Raw genomic sequence first — 16,087 nt, 5'->3', positions numbered from 1 at the left:
GGCGCACCGTCCTTGCCGCACGCCTGGCGTCACACAGGCTCTGATCGCAACCGGGCCTTGTGGATCTTGCCTGCCGGGGTGAACGGCAGTTCGGTGCGCAGCACGATCTGCCGCGGCATCTTGTAGTCTGCGATCCTGCCGGCGCAATGGGCCAGAACGTCGGCGGACGTGAGCTCGCTGCCCTCCTTGGCGACGACGAAATAGCGGCCCACTTCGCCGAGCACAGGGTCGGGCACGCCGATGCCGGCGACCATCAGCACCTGGGGATGCGTGGCGATCAGCGCCTCGACCTCGGCCGGATAGACGTTGAAACCGCCCTGGATGTACATGTCCTTCATTCGGCCCTTGAGCGTGATGAAGCCGCGTTCGTCGATCAGCCCCAGGTCGCCGGTGTGCAGCCAGCCGTCGGCGAATGCGCCGGAGTCGGCGGCAGCGCCGATATAGCCGCGCACCACACCGAGGCCGCGGAAGCGGAGTTCGCCGACTTCGCCGGGCGGCAGTTCGCGGCCGTCCGGCCCGATGACTTGCACTTCGGCGCCCGCCAGGGGTTGGCCGATGGACTGCATCAGGTCCTCGTCGGCGCAGTCCCAGGGCGTCATCACCAGCGCTCCGGAGGCTTCCGAGAGGCCGTACAGGTTCATCACCGTGGCCTGGGGCATGCGCTGCTGCAGTTGTGCAAGCAGCGTGGCGTCGACGTTGGAGCCGCCGGTGATGATGAGGCGGACCGTGCTCAGGTCCGCGGATTCCGATTCGGGATGCATCAGCAGCAGCGCCATCATCGTCGGCACGCCGACCAGGATCGCCGGCGGGTGCCTTCGGATCATGTCGAGCACCGTCTTCGCCTTGAACGCCGGCACCAGCTCGCAACTGCCGCCGGCGAGCATCTGCGACAGGATGCCGCAGGTGATCCCGCCGACGTGGTTGAACGGATTGCTCAGCTGCATGAGATCGCCGGCCCGCACGCGCGTATGGTCCACCTGGCCGCGCGCCGATGCCAGCAGGCTGGCGTGGGTCAGCGCGCAGCCCTTGGGGCGCCCGGTCGTCCCTGAGGTATAGATCACCATGACAAGGTCGTCCGCGCGCACCGCGGATGAAGCTGCGGCGAGCAGGCCCGGATCCACGACGGTGGCCGCCATGGTGGCAAAGTCATCGCCGTCCATGGCGACAACATGCCGTAGGTCGGGCAAGCGCGGCGCGAGCCGTTCGAACATGGCGAGGCAGTCGAAGTCCTCCACCCGGCCCAGGGTGAAGACGGCCCGGGTCTGGCTGTCGCCGAGCATGTACTCGATCTCCGCGTCCCGGTAGCGGGGGCTGAGCGCAACCACCGCCACGCCGATCCTGGCGGCTGCGAAGAACATTTGCAGCCACTCGATCCGGTTGTCGGCCAGCAAGGCCAGCCGGTCGCCGCGTGACAAACCGAGCGCCAGCAGCGCGCACGCCAGTCTGTCGCTCGCCGCCTCGACGTCACTGAACGAGAAGTTGCGGCCACGATCGATGTAGGCGACGACTGCCGGGTGAGAGCGGGCGGCGCTCGCCAAGGCTTGGGACAGGGTCAGGCCGGCTTCTGGCGTTGGATTCATGGGCGGTCCAGGACGGGAGAATGATGTCCTCAGGTTAAGGCCTGCGCCACCGATTGGCTTGCGCCAAGTCGCTGACCCTAGCGAGTTGGCGCAAGACCTGGCGCAAGGCAGGGGCTAGCCTTCGAAGTCACAGGAGACACCCATGGAGTTTCTGGACGCGCCACCGCTGCCCTTCTATTTCAGCCCCGACCACGAACAGTTTCGAGCCAGCCTGCGCGACTTCGTCGCGCGCGAGATCACCCCCAACGTGCACGAGTGGGACGAGGCCGAGACCTTCCCGCGCTCCCTCTACGAACGTGCCGCCGAGATGGGCATACAGGGACTGGGCTATCCGGAGGAATACGGCGGCACGCCGGCCGATGTGTTCTACCAGCTTGTGGTGGCCGAAGAGTTCGCTCGCTGCGGCGGCGGGGGCGTGCAGGCCTCGATGAATTCGCACAGCATCGCGTTGCCTCCCATTCTTGCTGCTGGCAGCGACGAGCTCAAGCGCCGGGTCATCCCGCCGGTGCTGGCGGGCAAGAAGATCGCCGCGCTGGCCATCACGGAGCCGTCGGGCGGCTCCGACGTGGCCAACCTCCGGACCACCGCGGTCCGCGACGGCGACCACTACGTCGTGAATGGCGAGAAGACCTTCATCACCTCCGGCATCCGCGCCGACTTCATCACCACCGCCGTGCGCACGGACCCGGCGGTCAAGGGCTCGGGCGGCATCTCGGTGCTGGTGATCGACGGCGACACGCCGGGTCTCACGCGCACGCCGCTCAAGAAGATGGGCTGGTGGAGCTCCGACACCGCGCATCTGCATTTCGACAACTGCAGGGTTCCGGCAACCAACCTCGTGGGCGTCGAGAACCGCGGCTTCAAGATCTTCATGAAGAACTTCAACAGCGAACGGTTGTTCATGTCCGCCTTGGCCTGCGGCTATGCCGAGGTGTGCCTGAAGGAGGCGGTGGACTGGACGCGCCAGCGGACCTTGTCCGGCATCCCGCTATCCGAGCGGCAAGTGGTGCGCCACAAGCTGATGGACATGACCTTGCGCATCGACGCCGCGCGCACGCTCGTCTATGACCTGGCCTACCGCATCGAGCACCAACTCTCCGATCCGGCGCGCCTGGTGGCGCGCATCTGCCTGGCGAAGGTCCAGGCGACGCAGGCGATGCAGTTCTGTGCCGACCAGGCGGTGCAACTGCTGGGCGGCATGGGCTACATGCGGGGCACGCAGAGCGAACGCATCTACCGCGAGGTCAAGGTCATGATGATCGGCGGCGGATCGGAAGAGGTGATGAAGGACCTGGCTGCGCGGCAGCTGGGTGTATAGACAAGAGCAGGACCACGATGAACGGCACCATCAGCGATCTTCGCGCCGAGTATTCGGAACTGGCGGCGCTGGCGCGCACGTTGACGCCGGCGCAATGGCGCTTGAAGAGCGAGTTCTACGGCTGGACGCCGTGGGACGAGATCGCGCATCTTTGCTTCTTCGACGAAACCGGCTTGCAGTCGGCCACCGATCCCGATGTCTTCGCGCGCGACACGGCTGCGCTCAATGCGCTTCTCGCCACCGGCAAGGAAATCAGCGCGATCGCGCGGGACAAGTATGGTCACCTCGACGGGCCTTCGCTGCTCGCGCACTGGGAGCCCCTCTCCGGGCAGCTGGTCGACGCGCTGGCCGCCCTCGACCCCAAGGCGCGCCTGCCCTGGTACGGACCGAGCATGAGTGCGCGCTCCTTTGCCACTGCCCGCCTGATGGAGACCTGGGCCCATGGCCAGGACGTCTGGGACGTGGTGGCCCGCCGGCGCCTGGCGACCTCCCGACTCAAGCACATTGCCCACATCGGCGTGACCACCTTCGGCTGGACCTTCGTCAATCGAAAGCTGCCGGTGCCGGCCGTCGTTCCGCATGTCGAGCTCGATGCCCCGGAGGGCGGCGTCTGGTCCTGGGGCGACCCGGCCTCGCCCGAGTTCGTGCGTGGCACCGCGGAGGACTTCTGCCTGCTGGTCACGCAGCGGCGCAACCTGGCCGATACCGACCTGGAGTACAGCAGCGGGTCCGCCCGGCAATGGCTGTCGGTGGCGCAGTGCTTTGCCGGGCCGCCCGCCGATGCGCCGGCGCCGGGCGTGCGCAAGGTGGTGTACGCCCCTTGACTGGCCTGCCGCTCGATCTTCGGATGCGGCGGCCCATCGACGCGGCCCTCGCCAGCCTGAGCCAGGGCAGCGCGGAACACTGCCTGTCGGACCACGCGTTTTCGAACCTCTACTTCTTTCGCGCTGTGCACGACTACCATTTCCTGCCCGGTGAATGGCCGTGCATCTCGGGCTGCGCCTACGATGGCACGCGACATCTGATGCCTTTGTTCGACCCGGGCGCGGCACCGATCGACGCGTTGCGCGTGCTCCTCGAAGGCCATGATTGTTTCTACCCCGTGGCGAGCCGCCATGCGGCGCGGCTGGCGCCGGACCGCTTCAGCGTCTGCGCGTCGCGCGACGATGCCGACTACCTGTACGCGGCGACCACCTTTGCCGAATACCCGGGGCGCGCACTGGCCAGGAAGCGCAATCAGATGCGCCAATTCCTGGCCGCCCACGTCCCATCGAGCCACCCCTTCGACCAGAGCCTCGCCGCTGCCGCCCGGCAGGTGCTCAAGGGCTGGATGGCGCAAAAGGGGAAGGGTGAAGGCGAAGCCGACGACGCCGCCTGTCTTGAAGCCATCGACCTCGCCGCGGTCTTCGGTCTGGAGGGCTACCTGTACTTTGCCGAGGGGCAGCCGGTCGGATTTGTCTTGGCCCAGGAGCTGCAGCCGGGGGTCTTCGTGATGCGCTTTGCCAAGGGGCTCGACAGCCACAACGGCATCTACCCCTACATGTTCCATCACTTCTGCACCCAGTTTCCGCGCCGGGTCGCATGGCTCAACTTCGAGCAGGACATGGGGCTGCCCGGTTTCAGGCGCAGCAAGATGTCCTTCCAGCCGAGCGCCATGCTGCCGAAGCTGCGCGTGCGGCTGAATCCCGAAGGCCCGTTGCCCATCGACAGCGAGTACGCGCAAGACGGCGTGCGGATTTCTACCTAATCTGGCTCACCCATCAAGCAATCCACAACGCGGACGCAGGCAAGGCAGGCAGCACATGGCATTCATCGAGTCGAACATCTCCACCAGCGGCGAGGCCTTCCAGGCGAACAGGGACGGCATGCTGGCCCTGATCGAGCGCGTACGAGGCTACGAACAGCGCAGCGTCGCGACCTCGGCCAAGTCGCGCGAGCGCTTCGAGAAGCGGGGGCAATTGCTGCCGCGCGAGCGCCTGTCGCTGTTGCTCGACCCCGGTACGCCCTTTCTTCCGATCTGTTCGCTGGCGGGACTGGGCCTGGACAACCCCGACCTTGAAAAAAGCGTTCCGGGCGGCGGCGTCATCGGCGGCATCGGCTGGGTGTCGGGGGTGCGAGTCATGATCAACGCATCCGACTCCGGCATCGACGCCGGCGCCCTGCAGCCCATGGGCATTCCCAAGCAGCTGCGCATGCAGGAGCTGGCGCTGGAGAACAAGCTTCCCTACATCCAGCTGGTCGAAAGCGCGGGCGCCAACCTGATGACCTACAAGGTCGAGGAGTTCGTCACCGGCGGCAACCTGTTCCGCAATATCGCTCGCCTCTCGGCGGCGGGGCTGCCCGTGATCACCGTCACGCACGGTTCGTCCACCGCGGGCGGCGCGTACCAGACGGGTCTCTCGGACTACATCGTGATGGTGCGGGGCCGCTCGCGGGCCTTCCTGGCGGGACCACCGCTGCTGCAGGCCGCGACCGGCGAGATCGCGACCGAGGAAGAGCTGGGCGGCGCCCTCATGCACACCTCGATCTCGGGCCTCGGCGACTACCTGGCCGAGGACGACCGCGACGCCATCCGCATCGCGCGCGAGATTCTCGCCAACATCAACTGGAACCGCGACATCCCGCCCGGGCGGCCGCACGAGTTCAAGCCGCCGCGCCATGACGCCGAGGAATTGCTGGGCATCATGCCCATGGACCACAAGCGCCCGGTCGACATGAAGCAGGTGATCGCGCGCATCGCCGATGACTCCGAGTTCCTCGAGTTCGGAGAAAACTACGGCGGCGCCACCGTGGTCGGCCACATCAAGATCGAGGGCCTGCCGGTGGGCATCGTCACCAACAACGGCCCGATCGACCCGGCCGGCGCCACCAAGGCCACCCATTTCATCCAGGCCTGCTGCCAGGCGAAGACGCCGATCCTCTACCTCAACAACACCACCGGCTTCATGGTGGGCAAGGACTACGAGGAGGCCGGCATCATCAAGCACGGCTCCAAGATGATTCAGGCCGTGACCAACGCCACCGTGCCGCAGATCACGATCTACTGCGGTGCCTCCTTCGGTGCCGGCAACTACGGCATGTGCGGCCGGGGCTTCCATCCGCGCTTCTGCTTTTCATGGCCCAACGCCAAGACCGCGGTGATGGGCGGCGAGCAGGCCGCGAAGACCATGGTCATCGTGACCGAGGCCGCGATGAAGCGAAAGGGCGAAGTCGACCAGGCCAAGCTCGACGACCTGGAGCGCCGCATCATCGATCGCTTCGACAGCCAGATGAGCGTGTTCACGACCAGCGCGCATGTGCTCGACGATGGCGTCATCGATCCGCGCGACACGCGTGCCGTGCTCGCCAAGGTGCTGGCGATCTGCCGCGATGCCGAACTGCGCCAACCGCAGGCCATGCAGTTCTCGGTCGCCCGGCCCTGATCCGACGCACAAAGGATTGTCAATGCAACTGACACCCGAACACGAGGCCTTGCGCGACACGCTCAAGCGCTTCATCGACAACGAGGTCAACCCCGATGTCGACGCCTGGGAGGAAGCCGAGGTGTTTCCGGCCCACGAGATCTTCAAGCGCTTGGGCCAGCTGGGCCTGCTCGGCCTCACCAAGCCGGTCGAGAACGGCGGATCCGGCCTCGACTATTCCTATGGCGCCGTGATGGCCGAAAGCCTGGCGCTGATGAACTGCGGCGGCGTGCCGATGGCCATCGGCGTGCAGACCGACATGGCGACGCCGGCGCTCGCGCACCGCGGCAGCAGGGCGCTTCGCGACGAGTTCCTCGCACCGGCGATCTCCGGCGAGTACGTGGCTTGCCTGGGGGTTTCCGAGGTCGGCAGCGGCTCCGACGTCGCGTCGGTCAAGACCACGGCGCGCAAGGACGGCGACGACTATCTGATCGACGGCGGCAAGATGTGGACGACCAACGGCACGCAGGCCGATTTCTGCTGCGTGCTGGCCAACACCTCCGAGGGCGCGCCTCACCGCAACAAGTCGCTGATCATCGTTCCGATGAAGACGAAGGGGGTGTCGGTCGCCCGCAAGCTCAAGAAGATGGGCATGCATGCCTCAGACACCGCTCAACTGTATTTCGACGGCGTCCGGGTGCCGCAGCGCTACCGGATCGGCGAGGAGGGGATGGGCTTCATCTACCAGATGGAGCAGTTCCAGATCGAGCGTCTGTGGGGCGCGCTCAACAACGCCGGCATGGCGCAAAGGGCGATCGACATCACGATCGACTACACGCGCGAGCGCAAGGCCTTCGGCCGCTCCATCCTCGACAACCAATGGGTCCACTACAAGCTGGCCGAACTGCAGACCGAGGTCGCCAGCCTGCGCGCGCTCTGCTGGCAAGGCGTGGAAGAGGTCGTGGCCGGCCATGATGCGACCCGCACGGCCACCATGGCGAAGCTCAAGGCGGGCAGGGTGATCAGGGAAGTGGCCGACGGGTGCCTGCAGTTCTGGGGCGGCATGGGCTTCATGGATGAAAGCCACATCTCGCGCATCTTCCGAGACGGCCGCCTGACGTCCATTGGCGGCGGCGCCGACGAAGTAATGCTTCAGATTCTCAGCAAGTTCATGGGCACCTTTCCGAAGGCCTCCTGAACTCAACTCTTGGACCCCATTTCATGACCGTCTCGACCCCCACTCCAACGCCCTTCCGCAAGATCCTGATCGCCAATCGCGGCGAGATTGCCCTGCGGGTCATCCGCAGCGCGCGCGCCCTTGGCTACCGCACGGTGGCGGTGTACTCCACGGCCGACGCGAATGCGCGCCATGTCCAGGAGGCCGACCAGGCCGTCTGCATCGGGGAGCCATTGCCCGCACAGTCGTACCTGCGCATCCCGGGCATCATCGAGGCGGCCCAACTGAGCGGCGCGGACGCCGTACATCCGGGCTACGGCTTCCTGGCCGAGAACGAGGACTTCGCCCAGGCTTGCAAGGATGCGGGGCTGGTCTTCATCGGCCCATCGCCCGAGGCCATCGTTGCGATGGGCAACAAGGCCGGTGCCAAGACCTTGATGCAGGCGGCGGGCGTTCCCTGCATCCCCGGCTACCAGGGCGACGACCAGAGCGAAGCGCGCCTGGCCGCCGAAGCCGAGCGAACCGGCTTCCCGGTGATGATCAAGGCGACCGCCGGCGGCGGAGGGCGCGGCATGCGGCTGGTGCGCTCGGCCAGCGAATTTCCCGAACTGCTGCGAAGCGCACGCTCCGAAGCGCAAAGTGCGTTCGGCAATCCCGAGGTCATCCTCGAACGCGCGATCGTCGAGCCTCGCCACATCGAGATCCAGGTGTTCGCCGATCGCCACGGCAACGCCATCCACCTGGGCGAGCGCGACTGCTCGGTGCAGCGCCGGCACCAGAAGCTGATCGAGGAGGCGCCGTCGCCGGCCGTGAGCGCGGAGCTGCGCGCACGCATGGGTGCGACCGCGGTCGCCGCGGTCAAGGCCATCCGGTACGAAGGCGCGGGCACGCTCGAGTTCCTGCTCGACAAGGACGGCAGCTTCTATTTCATGGAGATGAACACGCGGCTGCAGGTCGAGCATCCGGTGACCGAGGCGATCACCGGGCTGGACCTCGTGGAGCTGCAGCTGCGGGTCGCCGCGGGCGAGCCGCTGCCGCTGACGCAGGAGCAAGTCCAGTTCAGCGGCCATGCGATCGAGGTGCGGCTCTGCGCCGAGGATGCCGACAGGGGCTTCATGCCGCAGAGCGGCACGATGGCCCTGTGGAAGATGCCTGCTCACTTGCGGGTGGAAGATGCCTTGTGGTCGGGCGGCGAGATCCCGCCGTTCTACGACTCGATGATCGCGAAGATCATCAGCCATGGCCGGACGCGCGACGAGGCGCGCCGGAAGCTTGTTGCGGGCCTCGAAGATGCGGTGGCGCTGGGCGTGACGACCAACCAGTCTTTTCTCGAGCGCTGTCTCGCGCATCCGGTGTTTGCCGAAGGGGGCGCGACCACGGCCTTCATCGCCCGGCATCAGGACGAGCTGCTGGCGCCTGACACCGATCTGCAGGGCCGCGCCGCGGCCCTCGCCGCGGTGCTCCTGTACGAGACCACCGGCGATCGCCGGCAAAGGCCGAAGGGCCGGCGCTTCACGCACAGCCTGCCGATCTCATTGCGCTTCGACATCGGCGGACGCCTGGTGAATGCCAGCATCGTCGTCACGCGCGAACGCCGCTTCCACGTGACCATCGTCGAGCACGACTTCGAGGTCGACCTGGTCGACCTGGCCGAGGCCTCGGTGCGTTTCGTCTGCGACGAGGTGCTGGAAAGTGCGGTGTTCCATCGCGATGGGGCGATGCTGCTGTTGCACTACCGCGGCGTGCCCGTGCGCGTGGAAGACAAGACGCGCGCGGCATCGGCACGGCAAGGCGATGCCGCCGGCGACGGCAAGCTGCGCGCGTCGATGAACGGGCGGGTGGTCGCAGTCATGGTCGCCGTCGGCGATGCGGTCGAGGCCGGGCAGCCGATCGTCACGCTGGAGGCGATGAAGATGGAGCACATCCATGCGGCGCCCTTGGCGGGCAAGGTCACGGCGCTGCACGTCAAGACCGGGGACCAGGTGGGCGCGAGCCGCGTGGTGGCGGAAATCGAAGCGGCGGCGGAGGCCCCGCCGGCGGCGGCGACCGCTGCATAGGAAAGCGAGCAAAGAGATGACCGACGCAAGCACCACACCCCCCGCCGTTGTTCTGGAAAAGCGTGACCGCGCGATGTGGATCACCATCAACCGACCGGACAAGCGCAACGCAATCAACAAGGACGTCGTGGCCGGCATCCGGGAGGGCTACCGCCAGGCCCATGCCGACGCCGACGTGCGCGTGATCGTGCTCACCGCGGCGGGCGAGAAGGCCTTCTGCGCCGGCGGCGACATGCAGCCGGGCGCGGGCTTCGCGTTCGACCTGTCGCAGCCCAACATCGACTACGCCGACATGCTGCGCGAGGCGCAGAACGCCACCTTGCCGAGCATCGCGCGCATCAACGGCGTCTGCATGGCCGGCGGCCTCGGCCTGCTGTGCATGACCGACATGGCGATCGCGGCCGACAACGCCTTGTTCGGACTGCCCGAAGTCAAGATCGGCCTGTTCCCGATGCAGGTGCTGAGCCTGTTGCAGGCGATGGCACCGCGCCGCCTGGTGCGCGAGTGGTGCCTGACGGGCGAGCCTTTCAGCGCCGCGGAGGCGAAGGAGGGCGGCCTGCTCAACTACGTGGTGCCGGCCGCCGAGCTGGACGCGAAGACGCAATGGCTGGTCGATCGGCTCGCCACCAAGTCGCCCACGGCGCTGCGCCGCGGCAAGTATGCGATGCGTGCTCTGGCATCGATGTCCTTCGACGAAGGCATCGCCTACACCGAGAGCCAGATCGCGCTGCTGGCGATGACCGAGGACGCAAAAGAAGGCCTCGCCTCCTTCAACGAAAAGAGGACGCCCGTATGGACCGGACGCTGAGCGCCGGCCTCACGGCCGCTTCGGCCATGGCCGGCGGCGCCCATGCGGTCGGCCTGGCCGAGTGGCTCTCCCGCCGCGCCGCGCGCGTGCCGCGCCGGCCCGCGCTGACCTGCGACGGAATCACCTGGACCTACGGCGAGCTCGCCGAGCGCATCGAGCGCATGTCGGCGGTGCTGGCAGCACGCGGCGCAAAGGCGGGCGTGCGCGTCGGCTACCTCGGCTTCAACGACCCGATGTTCGTGGTCGTGCTGTTCGCCACGGCACGCCTCGGCGCCATCTGCGTGCCGCTGAACTTCCGCCTGAGCGGGCCGGAGCTCGCCTTCATCATCGGCGACGCCGGCCTGCACACCCTCGTCGTCGGCGAGGAACACATCGCGGTCATCGATGCCGTGCGCGACACGCTGGGCAGCCTGCGCTTCATCCACCGCACAGGCGGTGCACCCGGCTGGGAGTCGGCCGACGCGCTGATGGCCGGACCCCTCGCCGTGCCCGACGCCGTCCCGGTCGCGGCCGACGACGTGGCCGTGATCATGTACACCTCCGGCACCACCGGCCATCCCAAGGGCGCGATGCTGACCCATGGGAACTTCTGGGCCAACGACCTCAACGAGCTGTTGCTGTGGGACATGGTCTCGACCGACGTCACGCTGAACTTCGCACCGATGTTCCATGTGGGCGGCCTGCTGTGCGGCACCCTGACCACGCTGCTCGTCGGCGGCCACCTGGTGCTGCAGCGCGGCTTCGATGCCGCGGCGGTGATGCAAGCGATCGAGCAGTACCGCGTGACGGTGACCTTCGCCGTACCCGCCATGTTGCTCTTCATCAGCCAGCATCCCGACTTCAAGCAGGCCGACCTGGGCTCGCTCCGGCTGGTATCGGTCGGCGGCGCTCCGATGCCCGAACCGCTGCTTCGGCTCTACAACGCGCGCGGCATCCCGGTCCATCAGGGCTACGGCATGACGGAGACGGCGTCGATGATCACCTTCCTGAACCCGGACCGCGCGGTGGACAAGCTGGGGTCCAGCGGCACGCCGCCGCTGCTGACGGAGATCCGCCTCGTCGACGACGTCGGCGTCCCCATCACCGAGGCCGGCAAGCCGGGCGAGATCTGCGTTCGCGGCGCCAACGTGATGAGGGGCTACTGGAACCGGCCCGAGGCCACCGAGGCCTGCTTCACGCGCGACGGCTGGTTTCGAAGCGGCGACGTGGGCTACCGGGATGCCGAGGGCTTCCTCTACATCTGCGACAGGCTCAAGGACATGGTGATCAGCGGCGGCGAGAACATCTACCCGGCCGAGGTGGAGAGTGTGCTGTACGACCACCCGGACATCGCCGAGGTGGCTGTGATCGGCGCGCCCGACGAGCGCTGGGGTGAACGCGTCGTGGCGGTCGTGGCACCCAAGCCCGGCAAGTCGATCACGCTGGAGGCGCTGCAAGCCTTCGCCGAATCCCGCCTGGCGCGCTACAAGCTGCCGAGGGAGCTGCGGCTGGTCGATGCGCTGCCGCGCAATCCGACCGGCAAGGTGCAGAAGGCACGCCTGCGCGATCCGGGCGCCAGCTCCTGAGCAACAGCATGGACTTCAACCACTCCGAGCGATCGCTGGCACTGCAGAAGCGTGTCGGCGACTTCATGGACGAACACGTCTATCCGGTCGAGCATCTGTACTACGAGCAGGTTCGCCAAAGCCCTCATCCCTACCGAACCCCGCCGGTGCTGCAGGCGCTGAAGGCGCGCGCACGTGCCGAGGGCTTGTGGAACCTGTTCCTCTCGGGCGCTCACGGCAGCGGCCTGAGCAACCTCGAGTACGCGCCGGTCAAGGAGTCCATGGGAAGGGTCCTGTGGGCGCCGGAGATCTTCAACTGCTCGGCGCCCGACACCGGCAACATGGAAGTGCTGGCGAACTACGGCACCCCGGCGCAGCAGTCCGAATGGCTCGAGCCCCTGCTGGCGGGCACCATCCGATCGGCCTTTTCGATGACCGAGCCGGCCGTGGCGTCCAGCGACGCCACCAACATCCAGTGCGAGATCCGTCGCGACGGCGACCACTACGTCATCAACGGACGCAAGTGGTTCACCTCCGGCGCGCTGAACGAAGACTGCACGCTGCTGATCGTGATGGGCAAGACCGACCCCGACCATCCTGAACGCCACAGGCAGCAGTCGATGATCCTGGTGCCGAAGAACACGCCCGGCGTGCGCATCGTGCGCGACATCACAGCCTTCGGCTATGACGATGCGCCGGTGGGACATCCCGAGATCGTCTATGACAACGTGCGGGTCCCCGCCGGCAACATCCTGCTGGGCGAGGGCCGCGGCTTCGAGATCGCCCAGGGGCGCCTCGGTCCGGGGCGCATCCACCATTGCATGCGCCTGATCGGCTGTGCGCAGCGCGCGCTCGAGCTGATGTGCCGGCGCGCCAACGCGCGCGTGGCCTTCGGCAAGGCCCTGGGCGAACAGGGCTCGGTGCGGGAAGATATCGCGCATTCGTTCTGCGAAATCGAGCAGGCGCGCCTGCTCACGCTGCGCGCCGCGGACAAGATGGACCGCGAAGGCAACAAGGCCGCCAGGGACCTGATCGCCGCGGCCAAGATCGTGGTGCCCAGCATGGCCGCGCGCGTGATCGACCGGAGCATCCAGGTCCACGGCGGCGCCGGCGTGTCGCAGGACACCTTCCTGCCGCGCGCCTATGTCTACGCGCGCTTCATCCGCATCGGCGATGGGCCGGACCAGGTCCATCTGTCGGCCGTCGGCCAGCAGTTGCTCAAGCGCCATGCGGCGTCGGTGGCCTGAGGGCCGGCGACGATGAACGCATCGGTGTCTTCGATCGCGCCGGACCGCGTGGTCAGCACGCCGCCCCTGGACCTGGGTCGGCTCGGCACCTACCTGCAGGTGCACGCGGCGGGCTTCCGCGGCCTGCGGCAGGCCGAGCGCCTGGTGGGCGGCAACTCCAATCCGATCTGGCGGCTCACCGCCGACAGCGGCCAATACATCCTGCGCACGCAGCCGGCCGGGCAGCTGCTGAAATCGGCGCATGCGCTCGACCGCGAGTTCCGCATCCTCTCGGCGCTGTACGGCAGCGCAGTGCCGGTCCCGAAGCTGCACGTCCTCTGCAACGAGCTCGACGTGGTCGGCGTGCAGTTCTACCTGATGGATTTCGTCGATGGCGTGGTGCATCGTCACGTCGGGCTGCCGGAGCTGCCGCGCGAGCGCCGCGCAGACATCTATGCCGCGGCCATCGACAACCTGATTGCGATCCACCGCACCGACATCGATGCGCTCGGCCTGCGCGACTTCGGCCGCGCGGGCAACTATTTCGAGCGCCAGCTGCACCGCTGGACGCAGCAATACCGCACCGCCATGCCCGAGGGCGTGGCAGAAATGGATGAGCTCATTGGCCGCCTGCAAACCGCGCTGCCGCGGGCCGAGCACCCGACCGTCCTTCTGCACGGCGACTCGCGGCTGGACAACCTGATGTTCGAGCGCGACGGCGACCGCGTGGTGGCCGTGCTCGACTGGGAGCTGTCGACCCTGGGTCATCCGCTGGCCGATCTCGGGCAATTCCTGGGTGTTCAGGAGCTGCCGGCCGACTATCTGCTGCCGGGCCTAGCCGGCATCGATCGTGCGGCCGCGGGCTTGCCGGATTCGGCCTGGATGGCCGACCGCTACCTGCGCGCCATGCAAATGGACCCGCGCACCGACATGCGCTTCTACAAGGCCTTCGCGATGTTTCGCCAGGCCGCCATGTCGGCGGGACTGCGCCGCCGTGCCGCGCTGGGCACGGCGGTCGCCGAAAGCGCGCTCCTGTTCGGCAACACGATGGACGTGTTCGCGCGTACGGGCCTGAACACTTTGGAATCAACCCCATGACACCCCACAATCCTTTCGACCTCAGCGGCAAGGTAGCCTTGATCACGGGCTCTACGCAGGGCATCGGCGCGGCGACTGCCCGCGTGCTGGCGCAGGCTGGCGCGCGCGTGGTCATCAGCAGTCGCAAGGCGGACGATTGCGAGCACGTGGCGCAGACCTTGCGCGACGAAGGCCTTCGCGCCGAAGCCCGCGCCTGTCACATCGGACGCATGGAAGACATCGCCGAGATGGCCGCGCATCTCCAGGCGACGCACGGCGGACTGGACATCCTGGTCAACAACGCCGTGATGAGTCCGTGGCGCACCATCGAGGACATCGACGTCGGCCTCTTCACCAAGGCCATCGACGTCAACCTGCGCGGCTACTGGTTCCTCTCGGTCGAAGCCGCGAAGCTCATGAAGCCGCGCGGCGGGGGCAGCATCGTCAACATCTCGTCCCTGTCGGCCTGGCACCCGGAAAAAATGCTGAGTCTGTACGGCACCCTGAAAACGGCGCTGATCGGCATGAGCCGCGTGTTCGCGCTGGAGTACGGGGAGTTCGGCATCCGGGCGAACACGGTATTGCCCGGCGTGATCGAGACACGCCTGGCAAAGGCCTTCGACGGAGAGGCACGCGAGCGCATCCTGAAGAAGACGCCCGTGCATCGTCTCGGGCAACCCGAAGAGATCGGCTATGCGGTGCTCTACCTGAGTTCGCCGGCCGGCGCCTTCGTCTCCGGCGCGAGCCTGGCGGTGGACGGTGGCATGTCGATTTCCATGATCTGAGGTCCCCCATGAAAGCAGTCCTTGCCAAACGCCACGGCCCTCCCGAATCGCTCGTGCTCGAAGAGGTCGCTTCCCCCGTGCCGGGTCCGGGGCAGGTGCTCGTGTCGGTCCACGCGAGTGCCGTCAACTTTCCCGACACGCTGATCATCGAGAACAAGTACCAGTTCAAGCCCGAACTGCCGTTCTCGCCCGGCGGCGAAGTGGCGGGTACCGTCAAGCAGGTGGGCGAGGGCGTCAAGGGCCATGCACCCGGCGATCGCGTCATTGCCGTCTGCGGCTGGGGCGGCTTTGCCGAGGAAGTGCTGACCGACGCGAGCAAGCTCGTGCGCTTGCCTGGCGGTGTGGACATGGAGGCCGCCGCGGCCCTGGTCATCACCTACGGCACCTCGCATTACGCGCTGAAGGACCGCGCCGCCATCCAGCCCGGCGAGACCCTGCTGGTGCTGGGCGCGGCCGGCGGCACGGGCCTGTCGGCCATCGAGCTCGGCAAGCTCATGGGCGCGAAGGTCATTGCCGCCGCATCGACCGACGAGAAGCTCGCCTTGTGCAAGGCCCTGGGGGCCGACGAGACCATCAACTACGCCACGGAAGATCTGCGTGAACGCGTCAAGGCCCTCACCGGCGGGCGCGGCGTCGACGTGGTCTACGACCCGGTCGGCGGAAGCTACACCGAGCCGGCGCTGCGCAGCATGGCCTGGAAGGGCCGCTACCTGGTGATCGGCTTCACCGCCGGCGAGATCCCTCGGCCCGCGCTCAACCTCGTATTGCTCAAGGGCTGTGCGATCGTCGGGGTGTTCTACGGCGGCTTCTCCCAGGCCGAGCCGCGGCGCTACGACAGCCTCATGCAGGAACTGCTGGGATGGCTCCAGCAAGGACGCATCCGGCCCGCCATCACCGCGCGCTATCCGCTGGAGCGGGCGGCCGAAGCGTTGCGCGTCGTCGCTGATCGGCGCGCAACGGGAAAGATCATGCTGACGACCGAGCTCGGCCGCGCGTCCCCGCGGCAGCCCGGATAGGGATATCCCTCGTGTCGCGCAGTGCAGCGTCTCGGCGCAAGACGCGTGTCCGTGCTCTAGCGAAACTGCATCAGCGGAGACCCGATTCCCGGTGCTCC

At 67.3% G+C, this 16,087-nt stretch carries 13 protein-coding genes; 12 read left to right on the top strand and 1 reads right to left on the bottom strand.

Annotated features, from left to right (window positions below; translation table 11 throughout):
• Positions 1–29 precede the first annotated feature (29 nt).
• Positions 30–1,580 (bottom strand): class I adenylate-forming enzyme family protein, encoded by a 1,551-nt coding sequence (locus ACSQ89_RS36750; RefSeq protein ID WP_436297063.1) that lies wholly within the window; start codon positions 1,578–1,580, stop codon positions 30–32.
• A gap of 142 nt (positions 1,581–1,722) precedes the next feature.
• Here ACSQ89_RS36750 and ACSQ89_RS36745 point away from each other — a divergent pair, with 142 nt between their 5' ends.
• From ACSQ89_RS36745 to ACSQ89_RS36690, 12 genes are read left to right on the top strand one after another with little or no spacing between them, the layout of a single operon-like run.
• Positions 1,723–2,898, top strand: coding sequence for an acyl-CoA dehydrogenase family protein (locus tag ACSQ89_RS36745; protein WP_436297062.1), 1,176 nt, complete (start codon positions 1,723–1,725; stop codon positions 2,896–2,898).
• 17 nt (positions 2,899–2,915) lie between these two features.
• The gene (locus tag ACSQ89_RS36740) at positions 2,916–3,722 is read left to right on the top strand and encodes a TIGR03084 family metal-binding protein (protein ID WP_436297061.1); all 807 of its coding nucleotides are present in this window, start codon (positions 2,916–2,918) and stop codon (positions 3,720–3,722) included.
• A complete protein-coding gene (locus ACSQ89_RS36735; RefSeq protein WP_436297060.1) occupies positions 3,719–4,645 on the top strand; it encodes a phosphatidylglycerol lysyltransferase domain-containing protein in 927 nt (308 codons plus the stop codon). The genes ACSQ89_RS36740 and ACSQ89_RS36735 overlap by 4 nt, the downstream gene beginning before the upstream one ends.
• Before the next feature lie 55 nt (positions 4,646–4,700).
• Positions 4,701–6,320 carry an acyl-CoA carboxylase subunit beta gene (locus ACSQ89_RS36730; protein ID WP_436297059.1) on the top strand — a complete coding sequence of 540 codons (1,620 nt, stop codon included), beginning with the start codon at positions 4,701–4,703 and terminating at the stop codon, positions 6,318–6,320.
• Positions 6,321–6,342: 22 nt separating this feature from the next.
• On the top strand, positions 6,343–7,497 hold the full coding sequence (locus tag ACSQ89_RS36725; RefSeq protein WP_436297058.1) for an acyl-CoA dehydrogenase family protein: 1,155 nt from the start codon (positions 6,343–6,345) through the stop codon (positions 7,495–7,497).
• A gap of 23 nt (positions 7,498–7,520) precedes the next feature.
• Positions 7,521–9,533, top strand: a complete 2,013-nt coding sequence (locus tag ACSQ89_RS36720) for an acetyl/propionyl/methylcrotonyl-CoA carboxylase subunit alpha (protein WP_436297057.1) — start codon at positions 7,521–7,523, stop codon at positions 9,531–9,533.
• A 16-nt stretch (positions 9,534–9,549) separates the two neighbouring features.
• Positions 9,550–10,341: an enoyl-CoA hydratase/isomerase family protein gene (locus tag ACSQ89_RS36715; RefSeq protein WP_436297056.1), complete on the top strand. Its 792-nt coding sequence runs from the start codon at positions 9,550–9,552 to the stop codon at positions 10,339–10,341.
• Complete coding sequence (locus tag ACSQ89_RS36710; protein WP_436297055.1) at positions 10,326–11,906, top strand: acyl-CoA synthetase; 1,581 nt, start codon at positions 10,326–10,328, stop codon at positions 11,904–11,906. Before ACSQ89_RS36715 ends, ACSQ89_RS36710 begins: the two co-directional genes overlap by 16 nt.
• A gap of 8 nt (positions 11,907–11,914) precedes the next feature.
• A complete protein-coding gene (locus tag ACSQ89_RS36705) occupies positions 11,915–13,132 on the top strand; it encodes an acyl-CoA dehydrogenase family protein (protein WP_436297054.1) in 1,218 nt (405 codons plus the stop codon).
• A gap of 12 nt (positions 13,133–13,144) precedes the next feature.
• Positions 13,145–14,209, top strand: a complete 1,065-nt coding sequence (locus ACSQ89_RS36700; protein ID WP_436297053.1) for a phosphotransferase family protein — start codon at positions 13,145–13,147, stop codon at positions 14,207–14,209.
• A complete protein-coding gene (locus tag ACSQ89_RS36695) occupies positions 14,206–14,973 on the top strand; it encodes a glucose 1-dehydrogenase (RefSeq protein WP_436297052.1) in 768 nt (255 codons plus the stop codon). Before ACSQ89_RS36700 ends, ACSQ89_RS36695 begins: the two co-directional genes overlap by 4 nt.
• A gap of 8 nt (positions 14,974–14,981) precedes the next feature.
• The gene (locus ACSQ89_RS36690; RefSeq protein WP_436297051.1) at positions 14,982–15,989 is read left to right on the top strand and encodes an NADPH:quinone oxidoreductase family protein; all 1,008 of its coding nucleotides are present in this window, start codon (positions 14,982–14,984) and stop codon (positions 15,987–15,989) included.
• Positions 15,990–16,087 lie beyond the last annotated feature (98 nt).

Source organism: Variovorax sp. LjRoot175 (genome assembly GCF_964253805.1).
In the GTDB taxonomy this organism is placed as follows: Bacteria; Pseudomonadota; Gammaproteobacteria; order Burkholderiales; family Burkholderiaceae_C; genus Variovorax.
The sequence above is the reverse complement of the archived record's forward strand: the minus strand, read 5'-3'. Positions and strand labels throughout refer to the sequence as shown.